We start from the raw sequence: 22,112 nt of genomic DNA, 5'->3' as shown, positions 1-22,112 counted from the left end.
GGCGTTCAGCCGTTGCCGACCCGAGAAAGAGGTTCTATGAGAATCCAACCAAACAGTCAATAGGTTTTTGAATTATTGTTGATATATCACTCAGAAACATACATATAGGGACCGCCACTGACGCCCCCTATATATATAGATAGAAGTCATTAGCTACTTCTTAGGACTATCAAGCAGAGTACCGAGTGCGTCGATCGCTTGAACAGGATTAACGCTCACACTGCCTTTAACCTTTGTCTGAGTAGTCTTCTTAGTATATGTAGATCCGCTATAGGATTCACTGGAAGACCCACTCTTTCCTGTCACTCCACCCTTTATTGTGGGAGCCGCACCAATTGCCGCGGCTTTAGCTGCATCTTTAATGAACGTATCAGAATTCATCTTCGCAGGTTGAGCTGTTTGAACACTTGAAGGGGATGAGGTTACCATAGAGGTAGACGCACCGTTACCTAAAATTTCCCATTTACCACTATCAGACCTGCTAGCCTTCGCATCATACAAAGATCTATGGCCCATTGAGGTCATCTTGAGTGAAAAAGCTCTGGTTGGAGCAGCATAACCGGACAAGGCTTCATGAACAACGATCAAGTATTGAATACCTGTCTGATCGTTTGTCCAGCTGAACTGTGAACCTGATTTCAAATTTTCAAGAACATAACTGATTTGCGCACGGTCAGTATCAGTAAGACTTTGAATGTCAGGTGACAAAGAACCTGTCATATCCAAGCGGGCCTGAGGAGTCATGGGTACGAGAGTTACAGCCACAGCAGAAGGTGAAAGGATATAGGCATCACCAGTCTGTTCCTGACTATCAATCGAATTCACCCCACTACTAATTCCCCATGCCGTTTTATCGCCGACCATCATTGAAGAAGAACGCATCCCTGACGAGACAGCGTTCATCATCACTTTTTCCTGCTGATATATTCTTTTAATGATAACATCCTGCTGACGGAACTGATCTTTTTTAATAGTTAAAATATGGTCAGCATTACGAGCAAGATCAACTTTGCACGGGGCCTGACAAGTTTCCTTGCCATCAACAAAAACACTTGCCCCCATAGGATTTGATGAAACGGGTACTGACTGCATTTTTATCTGCGGAGCACAACCGGATGTAATACCGGCCACTAAAATTAATGCCACCAGATTTTTAAAAATATTCATTAATCCCCCGTATTGCAATTTGTGATTATGCTTTATAACGAAAAAAGGCGTGGATATCCACGCCTTAAATTTACTTCTGAACAAGTTTGATTCGATTTCCGTCTCCGAGGAGAAGAACATTCGGCTTATGCAGCCCAAGCTCATCATCATCAAGCCAAGTATAAGTACAGATAATAATTTTCTGTCCGGCCTGCCCCTTATGTGCAGCAGCGCCATTGAGACAAAACTCACCTTCACCACCTTCTATCGCATAAGTTGTAAGCCTTTCTCCGTTGTCGACATTTAAAACATCAACTCTTTCATACGGAAGAATTCCTGATTTTTCCAACAAATTAACATCAATAGAAATGGACCCTTCATAATCTACATTCGCATCTGTAATTGTAGCTCTATGAATTTTTGATTTTAAAAGACAGCGACTGCCCATAGCGTACTCCTCGTGGAGAATTAAAATTAAAACGAAGCGGATAAGCGAGTAGCATTCTATTTAAGGATTCGCAATCCATTAAAATCAGCTAAAGAATTACGGAAGCTGCTTAGGAGTATTGGTGATCTCCCCTTTTGTAAAAGTCCACTTTTGATTCTCGTAAAAATTGATTCCAGTCAAATAGTTAGACTCGCCTGTTTCTGCCCACTCAACAGCAAATTTAGTATCACTACTAGGAGCTGTAAATTGAATATCTGGATGGATTTCATTGGTGCCACCAGTTATTGGACCAGTAAGAATAACGCTAGATTTTGAATTTCCGGAATAAGACCAGGACCAACCATCAATTGACCCCTTCTCAAATTTAACATTCGTGATCGAAACAGCAGGATTGGTAACCCATAGCTGCATGGCCTTAACTCCGGCAGCTTCATTATACCAATCTGTGGCATTAATAGTGGAAGCGTGAGCAAACGAGGTAAAAAACAAACACAATGTAAAAACAAGAGCCGAAATTTTAATTAAACCTTTCATTTAATCCCTCACGAATTAAAAACATTAACATTCAAAACTCAACCACCCCCGACAGCAGGAAACACCCCGACCCTATCTCCTTCTGAGAGCTGAACATCCAGACCTGATGAGATTCCGTTTACAAAAACTATCTTAACTTCTGCTAAAGGAATACCCACTCTCTGAAGAACATCACTGACAGTTTCACCCGAAAGGATGGGAAACTTATCAGCACACTCAGGGCTTTTTTCAGCAAAGGTTGCATAACAAAGAAGCGTAATATTCATACTAAACCTTATACCTGAACGTTTCTAGAAATATTTAAAAATTACAAACCTTACTCGTCATCACAAAATCAGATCAAGACTGGATTCATCTACACACTTAAAAACACTATAATATATTCTTAAATAAAAATGATATGATTGCAACAAGCAATCATTTTATATCTGATCAAACCTTTTATCAATAAAAAAGCCCGGCAAGGAAAACCTTGCCGGGCAGAATCAAGCTTTAAAAACTTGTACTAAACTTAAGCAGAGAATGCTTTTTCGAAGTTAGGTACAACCTGTTTTTTACGGCTCATTACGCCTTCAAGGTATACGGATGTTCCTTTAGGAGCAACACCGAATGCTTTTTCAACAACAGAAGGATCATCAGAAACGATAAGCATTTCGGAACCTTCTTTCATGATGTCAGTCAAAAGCAAGAAACAGCTATGACGACCGTCTGCTTTAACTTTTTCAAGTTCAGCATAAAGGTCAGCTTTGATGTCGTCAAAAACTGTGAGGTCAACAACTTCAAGCTGGCCAACACCGATTTTGTTACCGGACATATTGAAATCTTTGTAGTCACGGAAGATCAGGTCGTTCATGGAAGCACCTGCAACAGCAGATTTAACATTGAACATTTCCATTCCGAGAGCCATTACATCAGAAACACCAGCGATCTTAGCAAGTTCTTCAACTGCAACTTTATCAGCATCAGTGGTAGTTACGGACTTGAACATTACGGTATCACTAAGGATAGCACAGAGAACGATACCAGCGATGTTTTTAGGCATTTCTACATTGTAGAACTTGTACATTGCGTTGATAACAGTACCGGTGCAACCTACAGGCCATACCCACATTTCGAGTGGATTTGGAGTAGTAACGTCACCAAGTTTGTGATGGTCAACAACTGCAACAACTTCACCCTTACCAAGATTGTCCATGGACTGAGAAAGGTCAGAATGGTCAACAAGGATGATTTTTTTGTCAGTAGCGTCAGTCATGATAGCAGGAGCTTCACAACCAAACTTTTCAAGTACAAACTTAGTTTCAGGAGCGAGTTCGCCCTGAGAGATTGCCTGAGTTGGTTCTTTAACTTTAGACCAAAGGTCAGCGACAGCGATTGCAGATGCGATAGTATCAGTATCGGGATTTTTGTGTCCAACAGCATAAGTAGTCATAATTAAATTCCTCCTAAAAATATTGTGCGTATTTGAGCTTGTGTCTTCTATCACAATCTTTTTCCCCTGCCAAGTCACACAAGACCTGAAAGAAGGACAAAACCGAAAAGAACTACACCGAAGACAAAGGTGGCATAGGCCTTACGCAGTCTCAGAGCTAATAATCCGCCGAGACTGGCGGCAATCCATAAAAAAGACCATTGCATTTCCACAGAAGTGATCATTTCACTCCACTTGTGAAAAAATATACTAAGTATGTAATGAAGGATCACGGTACTTGTCCAGAAAAAAAGCCAAGAAGTTGCCAAAGTTCTTAAAATAGATTGAACAACAAGCTTTCGAGGCAGGTCATCACCGGACTTTCCCCTTCTGGCCCAATTAAGTAATGAGTAATATCCACGGTTATGCCACTGCCTGAGAGCGTTTTCCAGCCATGCTCCTAATCGGGCTAAAGGAAGACAGGCAAGAAGGATAAACATAACTTGAGGAGCTTCGGTAAACCCGAATGAAGTAGTTAAAGCAAGAGCGGCAAAAGTAGAAGCCAGTATATGCGGGGGGATATAAGTTCCGGCAGGGATATTATCCAGCCAGAACAACTCGAAAAAAACAGCAATATTTAAACTTGTAACATAATCCCCGGTAACCAGTCCCCAAAGAGCGCCGGCAACCAAAGGTCGTTCAAGTAATCCTGCATTTATTGAAAATCTGAACAGAGAAAAAACTGCAAAAAAAAACCTATCAGCGCTGCCCACGCGGGGAAAGGTAAAGCTAACCCTTGCAACAAGTTCATGAAAACCTCACCTGAACCGGATCATTGGGAACACATCTGAAATCAAGTTCAATCCCTTGACCTTTAAAAAAATGCAGACAGGATTCATCATCAGAGCTGAGCGCTACACTGGGAGATATCTGTTTTTTACCAGGACCATAGTGTATATTACCAATATTAACCGTATTAAATTTAAACCCTTTTTCCAATGCTCTTCGCAAATCTTCACAGGATGAAAAAAGAATTATGGTATTCCCACCAGTGGAATCATGTCCAACGGACATCACGGAAGTCGATAAATCATCAATGGAAGAGAAAAAGCAACTGACGGAATGAGGAATTGCAAGAGACATTATTTGTTGTTGTAAATCGTCACCCGCCACAGCGTCATCAACAACAATAATTCGTTTGGCATGAGTATAAGGCAGCCAAGTTTCAATTATCTGGCCATGAACCAATCTATTATCAATTCGCACCCAAAGCATACATTAACCTTTTGAAGTTCGTTTTCGAAGCATTTCACCGGCGATAACAATACCTTTTGTTCCAGCCCGACTGACCTCTGCGGCCATGTTTTGCAGGGACTCATTACGCTTCTGAAGAGCTTTCAAAAGCATAGGAAGGCTGACTCCGGTTACAACTTCAATGTCATTTGTCTGAAGAAGGGAAAGACTCAAATTGGTAGGAGTTCCGCCAAACATGTCGGTAAGAACCAGAACACCCGCTCCGCTTTTAACTTCGGAAATATTTTTTTTTAAGGATTCAACAGCAGCATCTATCCCTTTGGTACCATCTACACAAAGAGACAACACATTATCCTGAGGTCCGACGATCAATTCAGCCGCATCAATAAGCGCCTGACCGAAGTGCCCGTGTGTCACAATAACTATCCCGACCTTGCTTGCTTCTGTATCCATTTATATTCCCGATATGAGTAACCGCAAAAAATACGGCTTTACTTTAAATTTATATGCTTATGTTCAAGATTGGCAGAATACCCACTATTCTTAAGAGTAGCAAATATTCGTTCTGCAACGGCAACAGACCTGTGTCTACCGCCGGTACACCCGACGGCTATTGTTAATCGGTATCTTCCTTCCTCCTCATAAAGAGGAAGAATATATTGAAGGAAATCCAAATACTTCTCAATAAAAACCGAACCGGGCTCCGAACCTAAAACATAATCCGAAATAGCTTTATCTCTTCCTGAGAACGGACGCAATTCTTCATCAAAATAGGGATTAGGTAAAAATCTTAAATCCATGACCATATCCGCTTCTGTCGGAACGTCATGTTTAAAACCAAAAGAAATAACATTAACCCGGAGTCCAGATGCTCCTTCAGTCAACTCCGACCATTTTTCCTGAATTCTGCGCCTGAGATCATGAATTGAGTAAGTCGTAGTATCAATTACAAGATCTGCGGCCATACGTAGTGGTTCGAGAAGAATTTTCTCTTCTTCCAAAGCCTGCTCAAGACCTAATTTTTTGGATTCAAGAGGGTGAGGCCTGCGTGTGGTAGCATAACGTCTGACCAATTCAGGAAGTCTAGCTTCCAAAAAAATTAGACTGGGGCAGACTCCACTCGATCCGAGTTTTGTACAAGTGGACTGCCAATCATCAACGAAGTCCTGTTGCCGTAAGTCCATCCCGAGAACCAAGCCTCGATAATTTTCGTCCTTGCCTTTAAAAAGCTCAACGAGCCTTGCCAGCATGCTTGCCGGAAGCCCGTCGACGCAAAAAAAACGTAAGTCCTCAAAAACCTTCAAAACTGTTGATTTTCCGGCTCCGGATAGACCGCTGACAACTATAACCGGAAACGAGTCTGCACTTTCCACCTAAAAGACCTCCGTGATGCCCTTGATTAAGTGAGATTGAGTAGAGTCAACAAGTCTTGCGGGGTCTGCGAATTTATGAACGCATTTCTAAAGTTTTCATCTTTAAGCTGTCTGGATATTTGAGCAAGGACTTTTAAGTGACTTCCGGCCCCCTGTTCAGGAGCCAGAACCATAAAAAATATCTGGCACGGATTACCGTCAAGAGCTTCAAAGTTAACTCCGGTGCCACTTCTACCAACAACCACAGCAATATTTTCAAGACAATCCAGTTTACCGTGGGGGATGGCAATGCCATCCCCTATACCGGTTGTTCCTAATTTTTCACGAGACATAAGGACTTGGAGAGCACTCTCAACATCTAGCTCAAGCCCTGTGGCCTTAAGCGCTGTCACCATTTCTCTCAGAACTCCGCTCTTATCAGAGCTTTCGAGTTCATAAATCACAAGATCCTTATCCAAATTATCATTTATTATCATCAGTTAGTATCCTGGATCAATCAACCCAAAGTCGCCATTCTTGCGACGGTAAATAACATTTATAGCTTCAGTGTCAGCATTTCTAAAGACAAGGAACTCATTGTCAAGAGTCTGCAACTGCATTGCGGCTTCATCAACAGCCATAGGCTTTGGTACAAACTGGTCAGTTTCAACAATAGTCGGTTCAGAATTATCTTCTTCTTCGGTTGTGAAGCTGATTACGTCCATACGAGCCGGAGCAACGTCCCTGCGCCTGTGGTTTCTCATCTTATCGCGCATGCGTCTGAGCTGAACTTCAAGCTTGGCCAGAACCAAATCGACAGTTGAATACATATCTTCCGAGGCTTCATATGCTGAGATATGAATATTATCGGAGCTGAAAAGGACTTCAGCAATATGTCTAATCTTATCAACTGATAAATTGACCTGCATTTCAGTATTGTCCGGATTTGTTATAAACTTTTCAAGCTTTTCAAATCTGGTGTTAGCATATTCCTTCAGGTGGTCAGATGGGTCAAAGTTCTTAAAAGTAAATGCAACATTCATATGGATACTCCTTGAGTAAAGGGTGAATATGCTTTTCTACCGAACTGCTAGAATACCTGCTTCCTCTTAGATGAGGAACGAATTCCCATTGCAGTCCTGTATTTTGCTACAGTCCTTCTGGCGATGTTGACCTCAAGTTCATCCTTGAGCATCTCGGCAATTTTTTCATCACTCAGAGGTTTTTTACTATTTTCTTCACTGATTAATTTCTTAATCAGCGCCTTAACCGATTCGGACCCGACCTGCGAACCATCATCAAGTCCGAGAGCACTATTAAAGAAAAATTTAAGTTCATAAATCCCATGCGGCGTCGAAACATACTTACTTGTCGTAATTCGACTTACAGTGGATTCATGCATTTCAATATCTTCAGCCACCTCTTTAAGGATAAGCGGTTTAAGCTTGGATACTCCACTTTGAAAGAACCCTCTCTGAAACCTTACAATTGAGTCCAGAACTTTATAAAGTGTACGTTGTCTCTGATAAAGGCTCTTCATAAGCCACTGTGCAGAGCGCATCTTCTCCTGAAAATATTCTTTATCTTCTCCCTTAGTCGAAGCCAGAGTCTCTACATAAAATGAATTCATCTGTAACTTAGGGAGACCGTCCTCATTAAGGACTATAACAAAATCTCCGTCATATTCATATACATAAGCATCAGGACTGACATAGAAAGAATCCCCACCCGAAAAACTTGCCCCCGGAAGCGGATCAAGAGTCTGCATCAGATCAAGATAGCTCTTGAGGTCTTCCATACTAAGCTTAAACTTTCTCGCAAGAGGCTTATAACGATTCTTTTCAAGATCCTCCAAATGATCCCGAACCAGCGAAACAAGAATCGGATCATCATCAAGGCGTAAGACCTCTAATTGAATAAGCAAACATTCCTGAGGGGTACGTGCTGCAACCCCTACTGGATCGAATCTCTGAATCCGAGAGAGCACTCGTTCAACATCTTCGAATTCAGCATAACAGGTTTCACAAATTTCATCCAACTCAATCCGTAAGAATCCACCATTGCTAAGATTACCTATTATGCACTCACCGATGGCAACTTCCTTATCGGTAAAATTCGAGAGACACATCTGCCATGCTAAATGGCCTTCTAAAGTGGTGGCCTTGGTCATCCTCGCTTCGAAAGACATCCCTTCTTCAAGAGACTCTGACTCTCTTGTCCCGGCCTGCTTGGAAGTACTCGAAAATTCTCCCAGATAATTATCCCAATCAGCTTCGCGGGAAATAGCCGCATCTTCTGCAGTCGCTGTGCCGGATTCCGCGTCAGGGTTATCTGTACGCTCCAAAGCTTCAGCTTCTTCAAGTATAGGATTTTCAAGTAACTCCTGCTGAACAGTATCAAGCAGTTCTAATCGGGAAAGTTGCAACAACTTAATTGCCTGCTGCAACTGAGGAGTCATCACCAGCTGCTGAGAAAGCTTTAATTGTTGTCTAAGTTCCAGTCCCATATTTTCCTGCCACCCTATGATATGCTTAAGCAGTATCTTTTACATTTTTCTGATCTAATAAAATCAACCTGTAACTATTTTCAAAAAAAATATTTTAATCTTCCTTGAGCTTGATTAAAGTATGCCACACTACGAAAGCTCATGCAAGAATTAGTACAGATTTGCCCGTAATTTCAGGATCTTTTAACCTAAAATTATTCACATGAAAAAAGTGTACCAATGTTCAGCCTCACTGTAAATCGGCAATGGCAAATTTACTGAAAAAGGAGAGTTTGTATAATAAAAATAAGATATAAAAAAGAAGGACTGGTACTGAAAAAAGAGAAAAAGACAGGTAAATAAAAAGATGAAAAATAAACAAATCAGAGACTGAAACTATCTCCAAGATACAACCGACGCGCCTTAGTATTTTTTACAATACTTTCCGGCGCACCGTTTAGAATTACGCGCCCTTCATATACCAAGTAAGCGCGATCACATATACTTAATGTTTCACGTACATTATGATCAGAAATAAGAATACCGAGTCCCATATCTTTCAGAGAAGAAATAATATCCTGAATTTCAATAACAGCAATGGGATCAATCCCTGCAAACGGCTCATCAAGCAGGATAAACTTAGGATCATTAATAAGAGCTCTGGCTATCTCCAGTCGGCGACGTTCACCACCTGAAAGGTAGAGCGCTTTCTGTTCTGCCAGACGCAAAATTCCGAGCTGATCTAAAAGTTCGTTAGCTCTCATGGGAATATCTTTCCCGGAAAGACCGGTATGCTCGATAATAATTTCCAAATTTTTACGAACCGAAAGTTTCTTAAATATAGAACTTTCCTGCGGAAGATAACTGATTCCATGTCTGGCCCTTTCATGCAGAGGCCAACGGGTAATCTGATTTTTGTTAAGATAGACATCGCCGGAAGTAGGTTTCACGACCCCCACAAGCATATAGAAAGTGGTGGTTTTACCAGCTCCGTTAGGACCAAGCAAACCGACAACTTCACCTTCCTTAACATTTAAGCTTATACCACGGACAACTTCTTTCTGTCCGTAGCTCTTAACCAGCTTGTTAGCGATTATCGAAGACATATAAATCCTATAAAATTAGTTAATAAAAAACTATGGAGCAACATTTTTAGGAGTAAAGAAGATTGCTTCAACAGGCTTATCCCCGCCGACAACTTCAGAACGGTTATCTTTCAGATAAAACTTGATCAAATTACCTTGAACAAGATTCGGACCGTCTTGAAGCTTTGCATTACCTTCCATCAGAATAATCGAATCAACCACAACAAAGGTCAGCTTTTCACATGATCCTTTACGGTTATTCATATTCACCTTGACCCTGCCCTTTGCCACAATTTCTTTAATTTTATCTTGAGTGTCTTTAAGAGAATCTCCGCCGGCCTTTAAAAAAGCTGTCAGCGTATCTGATGTCAGCGTAACATCAAGCCTTACGACTTTTACGTTGCCGGAAAAAGTTATTTGATTCTTGTTTTCACTGAAAGTCATTTTTTTAGAAGTGATTTTAATAGGCACTTCATCCGGTCCGCCGGGAATTCTTTTCTTAGCAGGTCTATCTTTCTTTACTTCGACCGGAGGCTCATTATTTAAATATGCCTTATAAACATATCCAACAATGCGGCTATCACTTTCGACTGTTGCTCCGGCCTTGAAAACTGGAAACCATTTACCTTCTTCCGGCCCGACAAGTACAGCCTGCCCGACTTCAAGTTTGTCGACGATAAGAGACTTAGCATTAGGCTCAGAACGGACATTAAGTACAGCCGAAGCAAACATGGTTTTAGTCACGATAGGAGCATTCAATACTTCGTCCATCGCTTTATCCATGGAGGCTAAAACTGTTGTACGTTTCTGTAGTTCTACTTTCTTCTTTTGCTTTTCTGCTTCAAGCTCAGCTTTACGGGTATCGATTCCCACCATTTTTTTCTTTTCCAGATTCTTCGGATAAGCTGCAAGGAAAGGGCCCCAAGCATAACCCCAGACCGGAGTATCTTTTTTAACAAAAGTGTCTATACGATAAAGAGCATACATTCCGCCCTTCTCTTTACCCACCTGAGCTCTATGTCCGGGATTCAGCACACCTACAGCCTTAGAGGTCGCTACCGGCTTTTGAATTACACTTATTTTTCGTACTGCATATCTAATTCTGGCATCATCCAGTTTAATATCAACCAAACCCTTTTCAACAAAACCCAAAGCATCTTCTTCTGAGGCAACAGGCTTATCAACCTTGAAAATTGCGTACCATCCACCTCGTAAAAAACCGACTTTGATTTTATCACCTTCAGCTAATTTACCGGCGACAGCGGATTTTGAAGACCGCTCCACATGATAGTTAAGCTCTTTTCCCACATATCGAACATCGCCCCAGTCCACTACAGGACTGTTCTGAGCAGCAGGAATTACTATTTTTTTAGAAATATAGCCTATCGGCAAACCGGATAAATCTGAAGAAGCCGGATAAACTGCAAACCATCCTTTTTGCCCTTTATCAACAAGAAAACTTTCCGCTGGAGATAACACCCAGACAACAGGAGATTTCAAATCCGCTTTTTCTCTAATATTAGCTATGGATTTAGAAATCTTGAGCTCTGTTCTGTCATAAGCATGCGCAACAGAACTTATTGCAAAAAAAGAAAGGATAAAAACCGCACAAATAAGTGCCGAAGCAGTATATGCAGAGGCAGTAGGAGAGAAACTGCGGAACAAGAATTTTTTATCAAATATGCTACTCAAATGTATACTCGCTTCTATTGTGGCATTACCACCATGCCAGGTGCTATCAGGGCTTCCAATCCATCTTCAATCATTATCTCTCGGGTTTTCAAATCGACTTTAACCCTTTGAGAACTAATATAAAGAGATGGACTTTGGACTTTGACATTTCCTTCAAGAAAAATAAGATTATCTTTCGGCTTAAAGTCCAGCGAATCCGATTGAAGCCTCATGTCATCATAATGACCTTCAACATGATCCCATAATTTAAGCCCCTTACCCTGCTGACTGACTTCACCATAAAGTGCTCGGACAAAAACTTCTTTTCGGTCTCTGCCTAAATAATAAGTAACTTTAGGTTTATCAACCTTAACCATCCCATTTTCCTGATCATAGTCAGCACTTCCGGCGCGAAGAATCCATTCAATATCGCCGCCCGTCCCCTGTATCAATTCAATTTCTTCGGCAGACACATCAGAATCACTGTCGCTTCGAAATGGAGGACTGTCGACCAAACCGCGCGCCATGTGCGGATAAGGAGCAAACTTACTTCCAAGCAAAGTACCGGTAACAAATCCGGCAAAAAGCATAGTAAGAAGCATTAAAACAAAGCTGCTCCGCTTCATTTATTCGGCCCACTTGAGCCAAATATCTTCAAGAAGTCCCTGGCTGTCCAGCAGAAATGAAATAGCTTCTCTTGCCGCGCCGTGTCCACCGGGCTTTCTTGAAACCCACTTAGAAATTCCGATAACTTCAGGTTGAGCATTACAAACGGCCATAGGCAATCCGACTTTCAGCATAACAGGAGCATCAATCCAGTCGTCGCCAATGTAAGCGACTTCTTCCGGCTTGAGTCCTTTTTCTTTTATCAGCTTTTCATAAAAAGGAAGTTTTTCACGTTGACCGGGAAAATAATCAGTGATTCCGAGTTCCGTTATGCGACTCTCCACGGCACCATGATTAAGTCCGGTTATAACAGCAAGTTGAAGTCCAGCCTGCTGCGCAAATTTGATCCCGAGCCCATCCTGAACATTAAAACGCTTAGTCACATTTCCCTGATGGTCATAATAAAGGCCACCATCAGTAAGGACTCCGTCAACATCCAGAATCAGAAGCTTAATTTTTGCTGCCAACTTCTCAACACGCATATTTAATACTCCATCCGGCAAGTAAATCTTTAATCAGATCTTCCGTTTGATCGAGCGGCCAGCTGTTTGGACCGTCACAAAGAGCTACATCAGGGTCTGGATGAACTTCCATGAAAACCCCGGAAGCTCCTCCGGCAACAGCACACCGAGACAGAACAGGAACAAATTCCCGCTGTCCACCGGATTTTCCGCCAAGCCCGCTTGGGAGCTGAACAGAATGCGTGGCATCAAAAACAACAGGACAGCCGAGATCTTTCATAATTGAAAGCGAGCGCATATCAACAACAAGATTATGATAGCCGAAACTTGAACCGCGCTCTGTCAGCCATATATGATTATTCCCCGTGGAACGAATTTTTTCGACCACATGTGCCATATCCTGCGGAGCCACAAACTGCCCCTTTTTGACATTGACAATGCGTCCCGTTTTTCCTGCAGCGACAAGAAGATCTGTCTGTCTGCACAAAAATGCGGGAATCTGCAAAACATCAACGACAGCGGCAACAGGCTCGGCCTGCTCAGGTGAATGGATATCGGTAACAATAGGCAAACCGGTTTCTTCCTTGATACGGGCAAGCCACTTTACACCTTCATCAAGTCCCGGCCCTCTAAAAGATTCCACAGAGGTTCTGTTGGCCTTGTCAAAAGAACTTTTAAAAATAACCGTCACCCCGAGGCGTGAAGCTATTTCAGCAAGAACTTTAGCTGCGGTCATTGCGACTTCAAAACTTTCAAGGGCACAGGGCCCCGCTAATATAAACGGGCCCTGCACACTTTTTGTATATAATTCATCAGGGGTCAAAATAATTCAGCTCCCTAAAATCAACTTATTTATTATCACGAGCCGCTTTGATGAAATCTCTGAACAGAGGATGAGCATTCATAGGAGTAGATTTAAATTCCGGATGGAACTGACAACCTACAAACCATGGATGTTCTGGAATTTCAACAATTTCAACAAGTGTTTCATCAGGAGAAAGTCCACTGAAAACAAGGCCGCCTTCTGCAAACTTAGCTGCGTAGCCTTCTTTGTTGAATTCATAACGATGACGATGACGTTCCTGAATCTCAGTTTTACCATACGCATCCATCGCTTTTGTTCCTTCAACGACTTTGCAAGGATAAGCTCCAAGACGCATGGTTCCGCCCTTATCACTTTCTTCACAACGACATTCAGTCTTTTGGGTACGATAATCATACCATTCTTTAATAAGATAAATAACTGAATCAGGACCGTCTTTATCAAATTCTTCAGAATTAGCTTTCACAAGACCAAGAACATTTCTGGCATATTCAATAACAGCGCACTGCATTCCGAGACAGATTCCAAAGAAAGGAATTTTGTTTTCACGAGCATACTGAATTGCGGTAATTTTACCTTCAACGCCGCGAGCTCCGAATCCACCGGGAACCAGAATTCCGTCAATACCCTTAAGGTTTTCTTTAATATTCTTAGCTGTCAACTCTTCAGAATTTACATAACGAAGCTTAACAGCAACTTCATTAGCAACACCACCATGAATCAATGCTTCATGCAAACTCTTATAAGCTTCCTTAAGGTCAACATACTTACCGACAATGGCAATTGTAGTTTCACCTTTAGGATTGTCGAGCTTATAATTAAGCTCTTTCCAAGGATCAAGATTACAATTCTTAGCAGGGAGATTGAGAAGAATGGCTATCTTCTGGTCAAGTCCTTCCTGATAAAAAGATAATGGCACTTTGTAGATAGAATCAACATCCACTGCGGTGAAAACTGCGTCACGATCAACGTCACAGAAAAGCGCAATTTTGCGTTTAATGCTTTCTTCAAGATCAACTTCACTGCGGCAAAGAATAATATCAGGCTGGATACCAATACTGCGAAGTTCTTTTACACTGTGCTGTGTGGGTTTAGTTTTCACTTCACCGGCAGCTTTAAGGTAAGGAACAAGAGTCAGGTGAATATACAGAACATTTTCGCTTCCCAGTTCTGAACGGAGCTGACGGATAGCTTCAAGGAAAGGCAACCCTTCGATATCACCGACCGTGCCGCCGATTTCGATAAGAGCAACATCTTCACCTTTCGCAACGCCAATTACAGCCTGCTTAATTTCATCGGTAATGTGAGGAATAACCTGAACAGTGCCGCCGAGATAATCACCCCGTCTTTCTTTAGTGATAACGGAGTGATAAATACGCCCGGAGGTAAAGTTGTTGTTCTGGTTGAGCGCAACATTAAGATAACGTTCGTAATGCCCGAGATCGAGATCTGTTTCAGCGCCGTCATCCGTCACATATACTTCGCCATGCTGGAAGGGATTCATGGTTCCGGGGTCGACATTGATATAAGGATCAAGCTTTTGGATTGTCGCAGTAAGCCCTCGGGCTTTAAGAAGTGCGCCGATTGAGGCCGCAGCCAGACCTTTGCCGAGCGAGGACAAAACGCCCCCGGTAATGAATATAAACTTGGTTTTCATGATGCTCCCATCCATGATGGATTATTTATTTAAAATCTCGCTGCTACATAAAACAAAATGCACAGCGAATAAAGTCGTAATTAAAAAAAACACAAAACGATACCAACCCAGTAAACATCCTGCATTCAGGCGTATCCGACATCATTTTTTTGTGTTAGCGGTACGTCCTGAGGAATATAGGCTGTTGACGGAAAGCTGAGCCGCAATTATGTTCCTCTCTTCAAAGCACGGACAAACTAGTCTCTGAATATTTCGATTGTCAACCTAGGAGGGAGAAAATATATGGCCCGCGTTAAAGTATTGGTCATTACCGGATACGGAACCAATTGTGAACAGGAATCAGCATATGCAGCAAAAAAAGCTGGAGCTGACGAAGTTGATATCACATATTTTTCTGATCTTGCCGCAGGCAAAACAAGCCTTGAAGGATATAATTATCTTATATTTCCCGGTGGCTTCCTTGATGGAGACGACCTCGGAGCTGCACAGGCCGCAGCCCTTCGCTGGAAGCATGCACACACTGCTGACGGCACCCCGCTTGTAGATCAAATTAAAAAATTCTTTGAAGATGGCGGAATTATTCTCGGCATCTGTAACGGGTTCCAACTTTTAGTAAAACTGGGGCTTCTTCCTGCTGTAGGCGGTGATTATTTCACTCGCCAAGTATCACTTAGTTACAATGATTCCGCACGCTTCGAAGCTCGTTGGGTACATCTAAAAGCTAATCAGGAATCCCCCTGCATATTCACAAAAAATATAAAAACACTACATTTGCCAGTTCGTCACGGTGAAGGAAAAATAATTCCTAACGACGATGCTCTTTTGGAACAATTAGTAGAAAACAATCTCATCGCGCTCCAATATATTGATGAAGAGACTAACGAAGTAACCCTTGAATACCCTGCCAACCCCAACGGATCACCATTAGGCATAGCAGGACTCACTGACCCGTCAGGACGCATATTAGGCCTCATGCCGCATCCTGAAGCATTTAACCACCCCACCAACCACCCAACATGGACAAGAGGCAACGTGCCCACTCTGGGACTTGCTTTGCTTGAAGGCGGCGTGAATTACCTTAAGTCTGTTTAAAAAATTATATTCTAAAAAATGGAGGGAGAACTAAAATTCTTCCTCCAATTTTATTATGAACAATCCTGATGAAATAATTATTCGCGGCAAACCGCCCGTCACTCCTCCGCAAGGCCAGACATGGCGAGACATGATGGATGTCGCAATGCGGCAGGGATTTCTAGCACGCAACAAAGGGGAAGTCCCCATAGGTGCGGCCCTTTTTTCACAGGACGGCAAAATTTTAGGAACTGGTAGCAATAGTCCGGTCAGCGACCACGACCCCTCCGCCCACGCAGAAATTAAATGTTTACGTTCCGCCTGCAACAATCTGAATAATTACCGATTGCCTCAAGGGACGATATTAGCCGTGACTCTCGAGCCATGTATAATGTGCCTCGGAGCGATTATTCATGCCCGCGTGGCAGGGATCATTTTCGGAGCGCCGGACCCCAAAGCCGGAGCCGTTGTCTCAAATATGGAAGGCACAGACCTGACATTTACCAACCACAAATTCTGGGTATTAGGCGGCGTACGCGCTGACGAATGCCGTATCATGCTGCAAAGTTTTTTCCTGCAAAAAAGAAAATAAAATCACCATCTTTTTAACGAAATTCCCTTGCGTCTCCCATCAAGAATGGATATGACTACCACTTCCCCAAGGCTGGAAGTCCTTTTTCAGCCACTATATATATGTGGAGAGGTAGCGAAGTCCGGCCGTAACGCGCTCGACTCGAAATCGAGTTAGGGGTCAAACCCTACGTGGGTTCGAATCCCACCCTCTCCGCCAGTTTTTATAAGGGCTTAGGTGTTAACACCTAAGCCCTTATCTTTTGGGAAATATCAAGAATGTGCGTTTGCTATTTGTTTTTTGATAATACGCTTTACTAGATGCTAACATCTACCGTAAAATCAAGACTATAACTATATATTTGTAGAACGATTGAGCAGTATAATTAGATCCTTGGTGATTAATAAAAAAGACTAAATTGAGTGTACAACTATGAAAATTTTATCCCTATATATTAAAAGTATTCCCAAATGTTTAAACTGGTTGCTTGGAACTTCTGTAGCAATTCTTTTAATCAAAATTATTTATCTTGATAAATTAAAAGAGCCACTAATAGGCATGCACAAAATAGGTATTTTTGTTGAAGGATTGCTTGCCTCGGTAATTGCCAGTTACGTATTTTATATTATTGTCGTTCACTTAAAAGAAGTTCGCAATAAGCTGTGCATTTACCCCATTATAAAAAAATGGAGTAATGGTGTAGTAGGAGATTGCACTAATTTACTTCGAGGTTTTTCTAAACATTCAGGAATTGATCTGACACTAGAAAACATATCCTCAGATAACATTAAAAACTGCTTTTTAAAAATAGATCCAAACAGCAAAACGGCTCCCCTGTTAGTTAAAACTGAATTGGCTGATTGGATTCAATTTCAAGTATTCTATTCTAACAGAGGCCAAAACCGTATTCGGGAGATTCTTACACAAGGACTATATTTAGACAGCAAACTAGTTTCACTAATATTATCAATAGACGATTGTGGATACTTTAAACAAATACAATATATTAAGCATGAGAGAACAGGTAATAAGGACATATCCTTTCTCACTAGTACTTTCTACGAATATTGCTGCCTGTGCAGAACACTAAAAGAGTATATTAATAAAAACCTAAAAAATTATTAGATTTTAAGTTTGCACATAACAACTACTCACAAACAAAAAGAGTGCATTCGAATCCCACCCTCTCCGCCAGTTTTTATAAGGGCTTAGGTGTTAAAACCTAAGCCCTTATCTTTTGGGAAAAAATCAATCGAAATCAAGCCTCCCCCGTCCTGCATAATGAAAAATATAAACTTACTACTTTCAGCCCTTTTTTATCTCAAAAAACCTCACAAATTCTGTTGACTTCCTGCTATAAAAAGGCTCAAGAGTTTGGGCAACAAAAACCGGACATTTCCGCCCCAATTTGTTAATAGACTATACCTCTGCTCTCTCTTTAAAAAACAGCAAAGAATAACAAATAATTAATGTTGGCTACAATAATTTATTCGCACAATTTCTTTAACGATTCCCAAAAGCATAAAAACAATGTCTGACAAAAAACAAGTACAGCATCCTCTTGGTAAGGGCTCTTCATTCAGCCTGGATTTTACATATTCATTTTGGTGGAATGTAATACTGATAACAACCGGCTCTCTTTTGGCCGGAATCGGACTTAGAAGCTTAGCTGTTCCGCATGAGTTTATTCCCGGCGGAATCTTCGGCTTGGCATCTTTAATTTACTATAAAACTGGAATTCTATCACCGGGTTGGCTTTACCTTCTTTTAAACGTACCGCTCTTTGTGTTTGCATGGATAAAAGTAAGCCGACGTTTTTTCTGGTACAGCGTATACGCAACTATTGCTACCACAGGATTTTATGAACTGATCAACATCCCCATGTACGTAGAAAGTCAGCTTTATGCGAGCGTAGCTTGCGGTTTGATAACAGGATTCGGATCTGGGATTGTCTTGCGCTCCTTAGGTTCAAACGGCGGACTTGATGTTATAGCAGTATATCTTTTCCAAAGGTTCAACATCGGCATTGGGAAAGTTTATATTATTTTTAACTTTATCCTGTTCGGTCTCAGTTTATTTGAACTGTCATTGGATCTTATTATTGCTTCGCTGATTTTAGTTTTTATATCCGCAATATCTGTCGAAAAAACATTGTCATTATTCAACCAGCGTAAGGTGGTCTTTATTATTTCGGATAAAGCAGAAGAAATCAGTAATGACATTCTTAATACCTTAAAACAGAGCGGTACATTTCTTAAAGGTTTCGGGGCCTATTCTAAGCAGGAAAAAAATATTCTTATGACTGTTGTTAATAATGTTCAGTTAAAAAAATTAGAAGAAATAGCCTTCAGCCATGATGATAATGTCCTGTTCATCGTTGAAAACACTTTCTCGGTAGTGGGATCAAGTTTTTCAAAACGAAAAGTTTATTAATAATAAATAAAGCCTGAACGTTTCCATACAATGGAAACGTTCAGGCTCTGCTGAATAAAACTTTGTTCTTGAATTTTAACAGGCCTGCCTTAAAAATCCCCCGACAGACCGAAACACCCTCCGCTTTAAAACCTGACAGCAACACCCCATACGCCGTCTGACGGAAGATGTCTCAATTTTCTAATGAATTACTGCGCAGGCTTGGTAGCCGGAGCAGGTCTGGTTGTCTTTTTAACCGGAACCGGAGCTTTCTGCTTGAATTTGATAATAGGTGCGATCACTGGATCAAATGTCATCTTCATCTTACTGACCTTAGACATAACTTGCTTGTCAGACTGCCTTGGATGACACTGCCCACAAAATAATCCCATATCTTTTCCTTCCTTAGTAGGAACAATAAGATACTTATAATTTGCGTTATTAGGGTGCGGATCGTGACAGCTTGAACATGTCAAAACTCCATCCCAAAGCAATTGTTTCGGAACTTTTGCATACATAGGTTTAACACCGGTAGGATGAGTGGAATGAAGGTTAACAGGCAGAATGCCTTCACCATCATTATGACAACCTAAACAGAGGGAATCAATCCCCTGAGATGTACGTGTATTCCTTGTACGAGAAGGATTATTAACTTTAAAAGGTTCTACACCGATAATGTATTCACCTTTAGCATAGTGAGTACTATGACAGTCTGTACAACCTTCATCATGCGGCCCTGCTGCAACAGCAAATATTGCATAACAAGAAATAGAAAGAACAATAAAAAAAACAAAAAGCAACATCCTTTTCCTCATCTTACCCTCCATTAAAACCAAAAAAATTAATTTCAGCATTAGCAGCTATGTAACCTATATGTAAAAAAAATCAAATCATCATATTTTTCAAATTAACACCTTTATTACTGTCTATTAAAATAAAAAAACATCAACTGTTGCATAATAAATCAACTCATCTAGACTTTATCTCAACAATTCCAGAATGAATTATTTTATCTTTAATTTACAGACACTTTCATCCAATTAAGACCACACAATAAATTTCTTTTAAGAGTCATGAACAACTCAATTCCATAAAAAAACGCACCTGCCAATATTAGGCAAGTGCGTAAATTAATTTAATGCAAAAATAAAAACGACTCACTTCAAAAGTTGCCACATAAATAAACTAAGTATAAACATAAATAGATTGAACGCTAACCGCAATTCAAACAATTAATCACGAAAGGAGTAATATAATGTCTCAAAATAAAGTTGCAATTATCACTGCAGGCGGAAGCGGCATGGGTGCTGGCGCAGCCCGCAAATTAGCCGCTGAAGGTTATGAAATCGCGATCCTGTCCTCTTCCGGTAAAGGCGAGGCTCTAGCAAAAGAACTCGGCGGATTCGGCGTAACCGGTTCTAACAGATCACCTGAAGATCTCGCCACCCTGATTAAGGGTACTATGGATAAATGGGGACGCATTGATGTTGCCGTCAACAGCGCGGGACATGGTCCCAAAGGTGACATTCTCGCAATGTCTGATGAGGAATGGGTGACAGGTATGGAAGTTTCTCTGCTTAATGTCATTCGTGTAGCCAGACTTGTAACTCCGATCATGCTTAAACAGGGAAGCGGCTCAATTGTTAATATTTCAACATACGCCTGCTTCGAACCGGAACCGCTTTTCCCGACTTCAGGAGTCTTCCGCTCCGGCCTTGCTGCATTTACCAAACTATTTGCGGATCAGTACGCATCAAGCTTAATTAGAATGAACAACGTATTGCCCGGCTTCATCGACAGTCTCCCCGAAAAAGACGAAAGGCGTAACCGCATTCCTATGGGCCGCTATGGAAAAGTAGAAGAAATTGCCGAAGCGATAGCCTTCCTTGCATCTGATAAATCAAGCTATATAACAGGTCAAAACCTGCGCGTTGATGGCGGGATTACTCGATCAGTTTAATTGTTCATAGCAAATAAGCTCTCAACATTAATTAATGTTATAAAAAAAGAGGCCGGATTTTAATCCGGCCTCTTTTTTTGAAGTAAGCAAATCTTTTTTCACATCTCAATCGGGTTTTAATCATGTTTCGATCAGAAGCACTTAAAAAAAGTCAAAACTCTTTGACTCAAAAACACAGCAAAGCTATTATTAAAAGAAGCTCCACAACTATAAAGGAGAAAAGTATGAAAATCACAAAAGAAGAAGTGCGAAACCTATTCAAGCATCTAGAAAAAGGTGATGCCGATTCCTTTTTTACCAATGTAAGTGAAAATGTAGACTGGACAGTTATGGGAACGCATCCATTAGCAGGTCACTATACCAGCCTTGAAGATTTCCGCCAAAATACATTCAACCGGCTGGCACCCTGTCTCACTGCCCCGATTCAGTTGGTTTTAAAAACAGTCTTCATAGACGGAGACACTGCAATAGTTGAATTACAAGCAACATCACAGGCCAAAAGTGGATGGGATTTTGATAATCAATATTGTTGGATTATTGAATTCAGAGATAAAATAATTGTCCGCGTCCGAGCATACCTCGACTCAAACATGGTTGCACGCTTGATCGCAGAAGAAGAAGAAGAATCCACTAAAGTCTATTTCAACCGCGGCTAGGTTTGCATGGGTTTACCGTAAAGATAGCCCTGAGCATCGTATGGAAAACGGAGTTCATCACGAAAAGTAGAAATATAGAAATGTAGAAAGGTAGAAAGGCTGTTGGATCAAACTTAAAGAAATTTTATTATAGCAAGGAGAGAAAAGGATCTAAAAAAGAGATTTCTTTATTAGATAAATTTTATTGAACGACAATATTCATCCGGTTCAAAGAATATCTTGAACCGGATGAATCAGTTCTTAACTTCTGACCAGACATTTAATCCGTCACCGCGTTATTTTCTTCATTTTCAGCAACAGCTACACCATTTTCATCTTGGCTTGCTTGCTTCTTTGCTAATTGGCGTTGCTTCTTTTCTTCTTTCTTTTTCATTTTTGCCAAATCTTTCTGGCGCTTCTCAAATTTATAATTACGATTAGGCGGCAATGATCTCTCCTAGTTAAACTGT

Annotated in this window: 26 protein-coding genes and 1 tRNA gene; 7 read left to right on the top strand and 20 right to left on the bottom strand. The window is 41.1% G+C overall.

Annotation, left to right across the window (positions count from 1 at the left end; translation table 11 throughout):
* Positions 1 to 153: 153 nt before the first annotated feature.
* From JEY82_RS10890 to JEY82_RS10805, 18 genes are all read right to left on the bottom strand, one after another.
* Positions 154 to 1,167, bottom strand: coding sequence for a PEGA domain-containing protein (locus JEY82_RS10890; protein ID WP_304085416.1), 1,014 nt, complete (start codon positions 1,165 to 1,167; stop codon positions 154 to 156).
* A gap of 70 nt (positions 1,168 to 1,237) precedes the next feature.
* Entirely contained in the window at positions 1,238 to 1,594 is a 357-nt protein-coding gene (panD, locus tag JEY82_RS10885; protein ID WP_304085415.1) for an aspartate 1-decarboxylase, read from the bottom strand.
* Between the two features lie 96 nt (positions 1,595 to 1,690).
* A complete protein-coding gene (locus tag JEY82_RS10880) occupies positions 1,691 to 2,128 on the bottom strand; it encodes a hypothetical protein (protein WP_304085414.1) in 438 nt (145 codons plus the stop codon).
* A 38-nt stretch (positions 2,129 to 2,166) separates the two neighbouring features.
* A complete protein-coding gene (locus JEY82_RS10875) occupies positions 2,167 to 2,394 on the bottom strand; it encodes a MoaD/ThiS family protein (RefSeq protein ID WP_304085413.1) in 228 nt (75 codons plus the stop codon).
* A gap of 245 nt (positions 2,395 to 2,639) precedes the next feature.
* Positions 2,640 to 3,560: a manganese-dependent inorganic pyrophosphatase gene (locus JEY82_RS10870; protein ID WP_304085412.1), complete on the bottom strand. Its 921-nt coding sequence runs from the start codon at positions 3,558 to 3,560 to the stop codon at positions 2,640 to 2,642.
* A 74-nt stretch (positions 3,561 to 3,634) separates the two neighbouring features.
* Positions 3,635 to 4,312: a PTS sugar transporter subunit IIC gene (locus JEY82_RS10865; RefSeq protein WP_304085411.1), complete on the bottom strand. Its 678-nt coding sequence runs from the start codon at positions 4,310 to 4,312 to the stop codon at positions 3,635 to 3,637.
* A 34-nt stretch (positions 4,313 to 4,346) separates the two neighbouring features.
* Entirely contained in the window at positions 4,347 to 4,814 is a 468-nt protein-coding gene (locus tag JEY82_RS10860; RefSeq protein ID WP_304085410.1) for a PTS sugar transporter subunit IIB, read from the bottom strand.
* Positions 4,815 to 4,817: 3 nt separating this feature from the next.
* Positions 4,818 to 5,246 (bottom strand): PTS sugar transporter subunit IIA, encoded by a 429-nt coding sequence (locus JEY82_RS10855; protein ID WP_304085409.1) that lies wholly within the window; start codon positions 5,244 to 5,246, stop codon positions 4,818 to 4,820.
* Positions 5,247 to 5,284: 38 nt separating this feature from the next.
* A complete protein-coding gene (gene rapZ, locus JEY82_RS10850; protein WP_304085408.1) occupies positions 5,285 to 6,166 on the bottom strand; it encodes an RNase adapter RapZ in 882 nt (293 codons plus the stop codon).
* Positions 6,167 to 6,192: 26 nt separating this feature from the next.
* Entirely contained in the window at positions 6,193 to 6,642 is a 450-nt protein-coding gene (locus JEY82_RS10845; protein ID WP_304085407.1) for a PTS sugar transporter subunit IIA, read from the bottom strand.
* Between the two features lie 3 nt (positions 6,643 to 6,645).
* The gene (gene raiA / locus JEY82_RS10840) at positions 6,646 to 7,188 is read right to left on the bottom strand and encodes a ribosome-associated translation inhibitor RaiA (RefSeq protein WP_304085406.1); all 543 of its coding nucleotides are present in this window, start codon (positions 7,186 to 7,188) and stop codon (positions 6,646 to 6,648) included.
* A gap of 47 nt (positions 7,189 to 7,235) precedes the next feature.
* A complete protein-coding gene (rpoN, locus tag JEY82_RS10835; RefSeq protein ID WP_304085405.1) occupies positions 7,236 to 8,651 on the bottom strand; it encodes an RNA polymerase factor sigma-54 in 1,416 nt (471 codons plus the stop codon).
* A 362-nt stretch (positions 8,652 to 9,013) separates the two neighbouring features.
* Complete coding sequence (lptB, locus tag JEY82_RS10830) at positions 9,014 to 9,736, bottom strand: LPS export ABC transporter ATP-binding protein (RefSeq protein WP_304085404.1); 723 nt, start codon at positions 9,734 to 9,736, stop codon at positions 9,014 to 9,016.
* A gap of 30 nt (positions 9,737 to 9,766) precedes the next feature.
* Positions 9,767 to 11,407 (bottom strand): LptA/OstA family protein, encoded by a 1,641-nt coding sequence (locus JEY82_RS10825; protein WP_304085403.1) that lies wholly within the window; start codon positions 11,405 to 11,407, stop codon positions 9,767 to 9,769.
* Between the two features lie 14 nt (positions 11,408 to 11,421).
* On the bottom strand, positions 11,422 to 11,988 hold the full coding sequence (gene lptC / locus JEY82_RS10820; RefSeq protein WP_304085402.1) for an LPS export ABC transporter periplasmic protein LptC: 567 nt from the start codon (positions 11,986 to 11,988) through the stop codon (positions 11,422 to 11,424).
* Between the two features lie 24 nt (positions 11,989 to 12,012).
* A complete protein-coding gene (locus tag JEY82_RS10815; protein WP_304085401.1) occupies positions 12,013 to 12,534 on the bottom strand; it encodes an HAD family hydrolase in 522 nt (173 codons plus the stop codon).
* Complete coding sequence (gene kdsA, locus JEY82_RS10810; RefSeq protein ID WP_304085400.1) at positions 12,524 to 13,336, bottom strand: 3-deoxy-8-phosphooctulonate synthase; 813 nt, start codon at positions 13,334 to 13,336, stop codon at positions 12,524 to 12,526. Before kdsA ends, JEY82_RS10815 begins: the two co-directional genes overlap by 11 nt.
* 25 nt (positions 13,337 to 13,361) lie before the next feature.
* Complete coding sequence (locus tag JEY82_RS10805) at positions 13,362 to 14,993, bottom strand: CTP synthase (protein WP_304085399.1); 1,632 nt, start codon at positions 14,991 to 14,993, stop codon at positions 13,362 to 13,364.
* Positions 14,994 to 15,275: 282 nt separating this feature from the next.
* Here JEY82_RS10805 and JEY82_RS10800 point away from each other — a divergent pair, with 282 nt between their 5' ends.
* The 5 genes from JEY82_RS10800 to JEY82_RS10780 all read left to right on the top strand — a co-directional run bounded on the left by JEY82_RS10800 (position 15,276) and on the right by JEY82_RS10780 (position 19,068).
* The gene (locus JEY82_RS10800; protein ID WP_304085398.1) at positions 15,276 to 16,085 is read left to right on the top strand and encodes a phosphoribosylformylglycinamidine synthase subunit PurQ; all 810 of its coding nucleotides are present in this window, start codon (positions 15,276 to 15,278) and stop codon (positions 16,083 to 16,085) included.
* Positions 16,086 to 16,140: 55 nt separating this feature from the next.
* Complete coding sequence (locus tag JEY82_RS10795; protein WP_304085397.1) at positions 16,141 to 16,656, top strand: nucleoside deaminase; 516 nt, start codon at positions 16,141 to 16,143, stop codon at positions 16,654 to 16,656.
* 105 nt (positions 16,657 to 16,761) lie between these two features.
* Positions 16,762 to 16,854 (top strand) — tRNA-Ser (locus tag JEY82_RS10790).
* Between the two features lie 213 nt (positions 16,855 to 17,067).
* Positions 17,068 to 17,760 carry a hypothetical protein gene (locus JEY82_RS10785; RefSeq protein ID WP_304085396.1) on the top strand — a complete coding sequence of 231 codons (693 nt, stop codon included), beginning with the start codon at positions 17,068 to 17,070 and terminating at the stop codon, positions 17,758 to 17,760.
* 405 nt (positions 17,761 to 18,165) lie between these two features.
* The gene (locus JEY82_RS10780; protein WP_304085395.1) at positions 18,166 to 19,068 is read left to right on the top strand and encodes a YitT family protein; all 903 of its coding nucleotides are present in this window, start codon (positions 18,166 to 18,168) and stop codon (positions 19,066 to 19,068) included.
* A gap of 188 nt (positions 19,069 to 19,256) precedes the next feature.
* On the opposite strand, the gene JEY82_RS10775 is transcribed toward JEY82_RS10780, so the two are convergent.
* On the bottom strand, positions 19,257 to 19,862 hold the full coding sequence (locus JEY82_RS10775; RefSeq protein WP_304085394.1) for a cytochrome c3 family protein: 606 nt from the start codon (positions 19,860 to 19,862) through the stop codon (positions 19,257 to 19,259).
* Between the two features lie 440 nt (positions 19,863 to 20,302).
* On the opposite strand from JEY82_RS10775, the gene JEY82_RS10770 reads away from it, so the two are divergent.
* Positions 20,303 to 21,007, top strand: coding sequence for an SDR family oxidoreductase (locus JEY82_RS10770; RefSeq protein ID WP_304085393.1), 705 nt, complete (start codon positions 20,303 to 20,305; stop codon positions 21,005 to 21,007).
* Positions 21,008 to 21,231: 224 nt separating this feature from the next.
* Positions 21,232 to 21,663, top strand: a complete 432-nt coding sequence (locus JEY82_RS10765; RefSeq protein ID WP_304085392.1) for a nuclear transport factor 2 family protein — start codon at positions 21,232 to 21,234, stop codon at positions 21,661 to 21,663.
* A gap of 259 nt (positions 21,664 to 21,922) precedes the next feature.
* On the opposite strand, the gene JEY82_RS10760 is transcribed toward JEY82_RS10765, so the two are convergent.
* Positions 21,923 to 22,090, bottom strand: a complete 168-nt coding sequence (locus JEY82_RS10760; protein WP_304085391.1) for a hypothetical protein — start codon at positions 22,088 to 22,090, stop codon at positions 21,923 to 21,925.
* Positions 22,091 to 22,112: the final 22 nt, after the last annotated feature.

Source organism: Maridesulfovibrio ferrireducens, assembly GCF_016342405.1.
Lineage (GTDB): Bacteria > Desulfobacterota > Desulfovibrionia > Desulfovibrionales > Desulfovibrionaceae > Maridesulfovibrio > Maridesulfovibrio ferrireducens_A.
The sequence above is the reverse complement of the archived record's forward strand: the minus strand, read 5'-3'. Positions and strand labels throughout refer to the sequence as shown.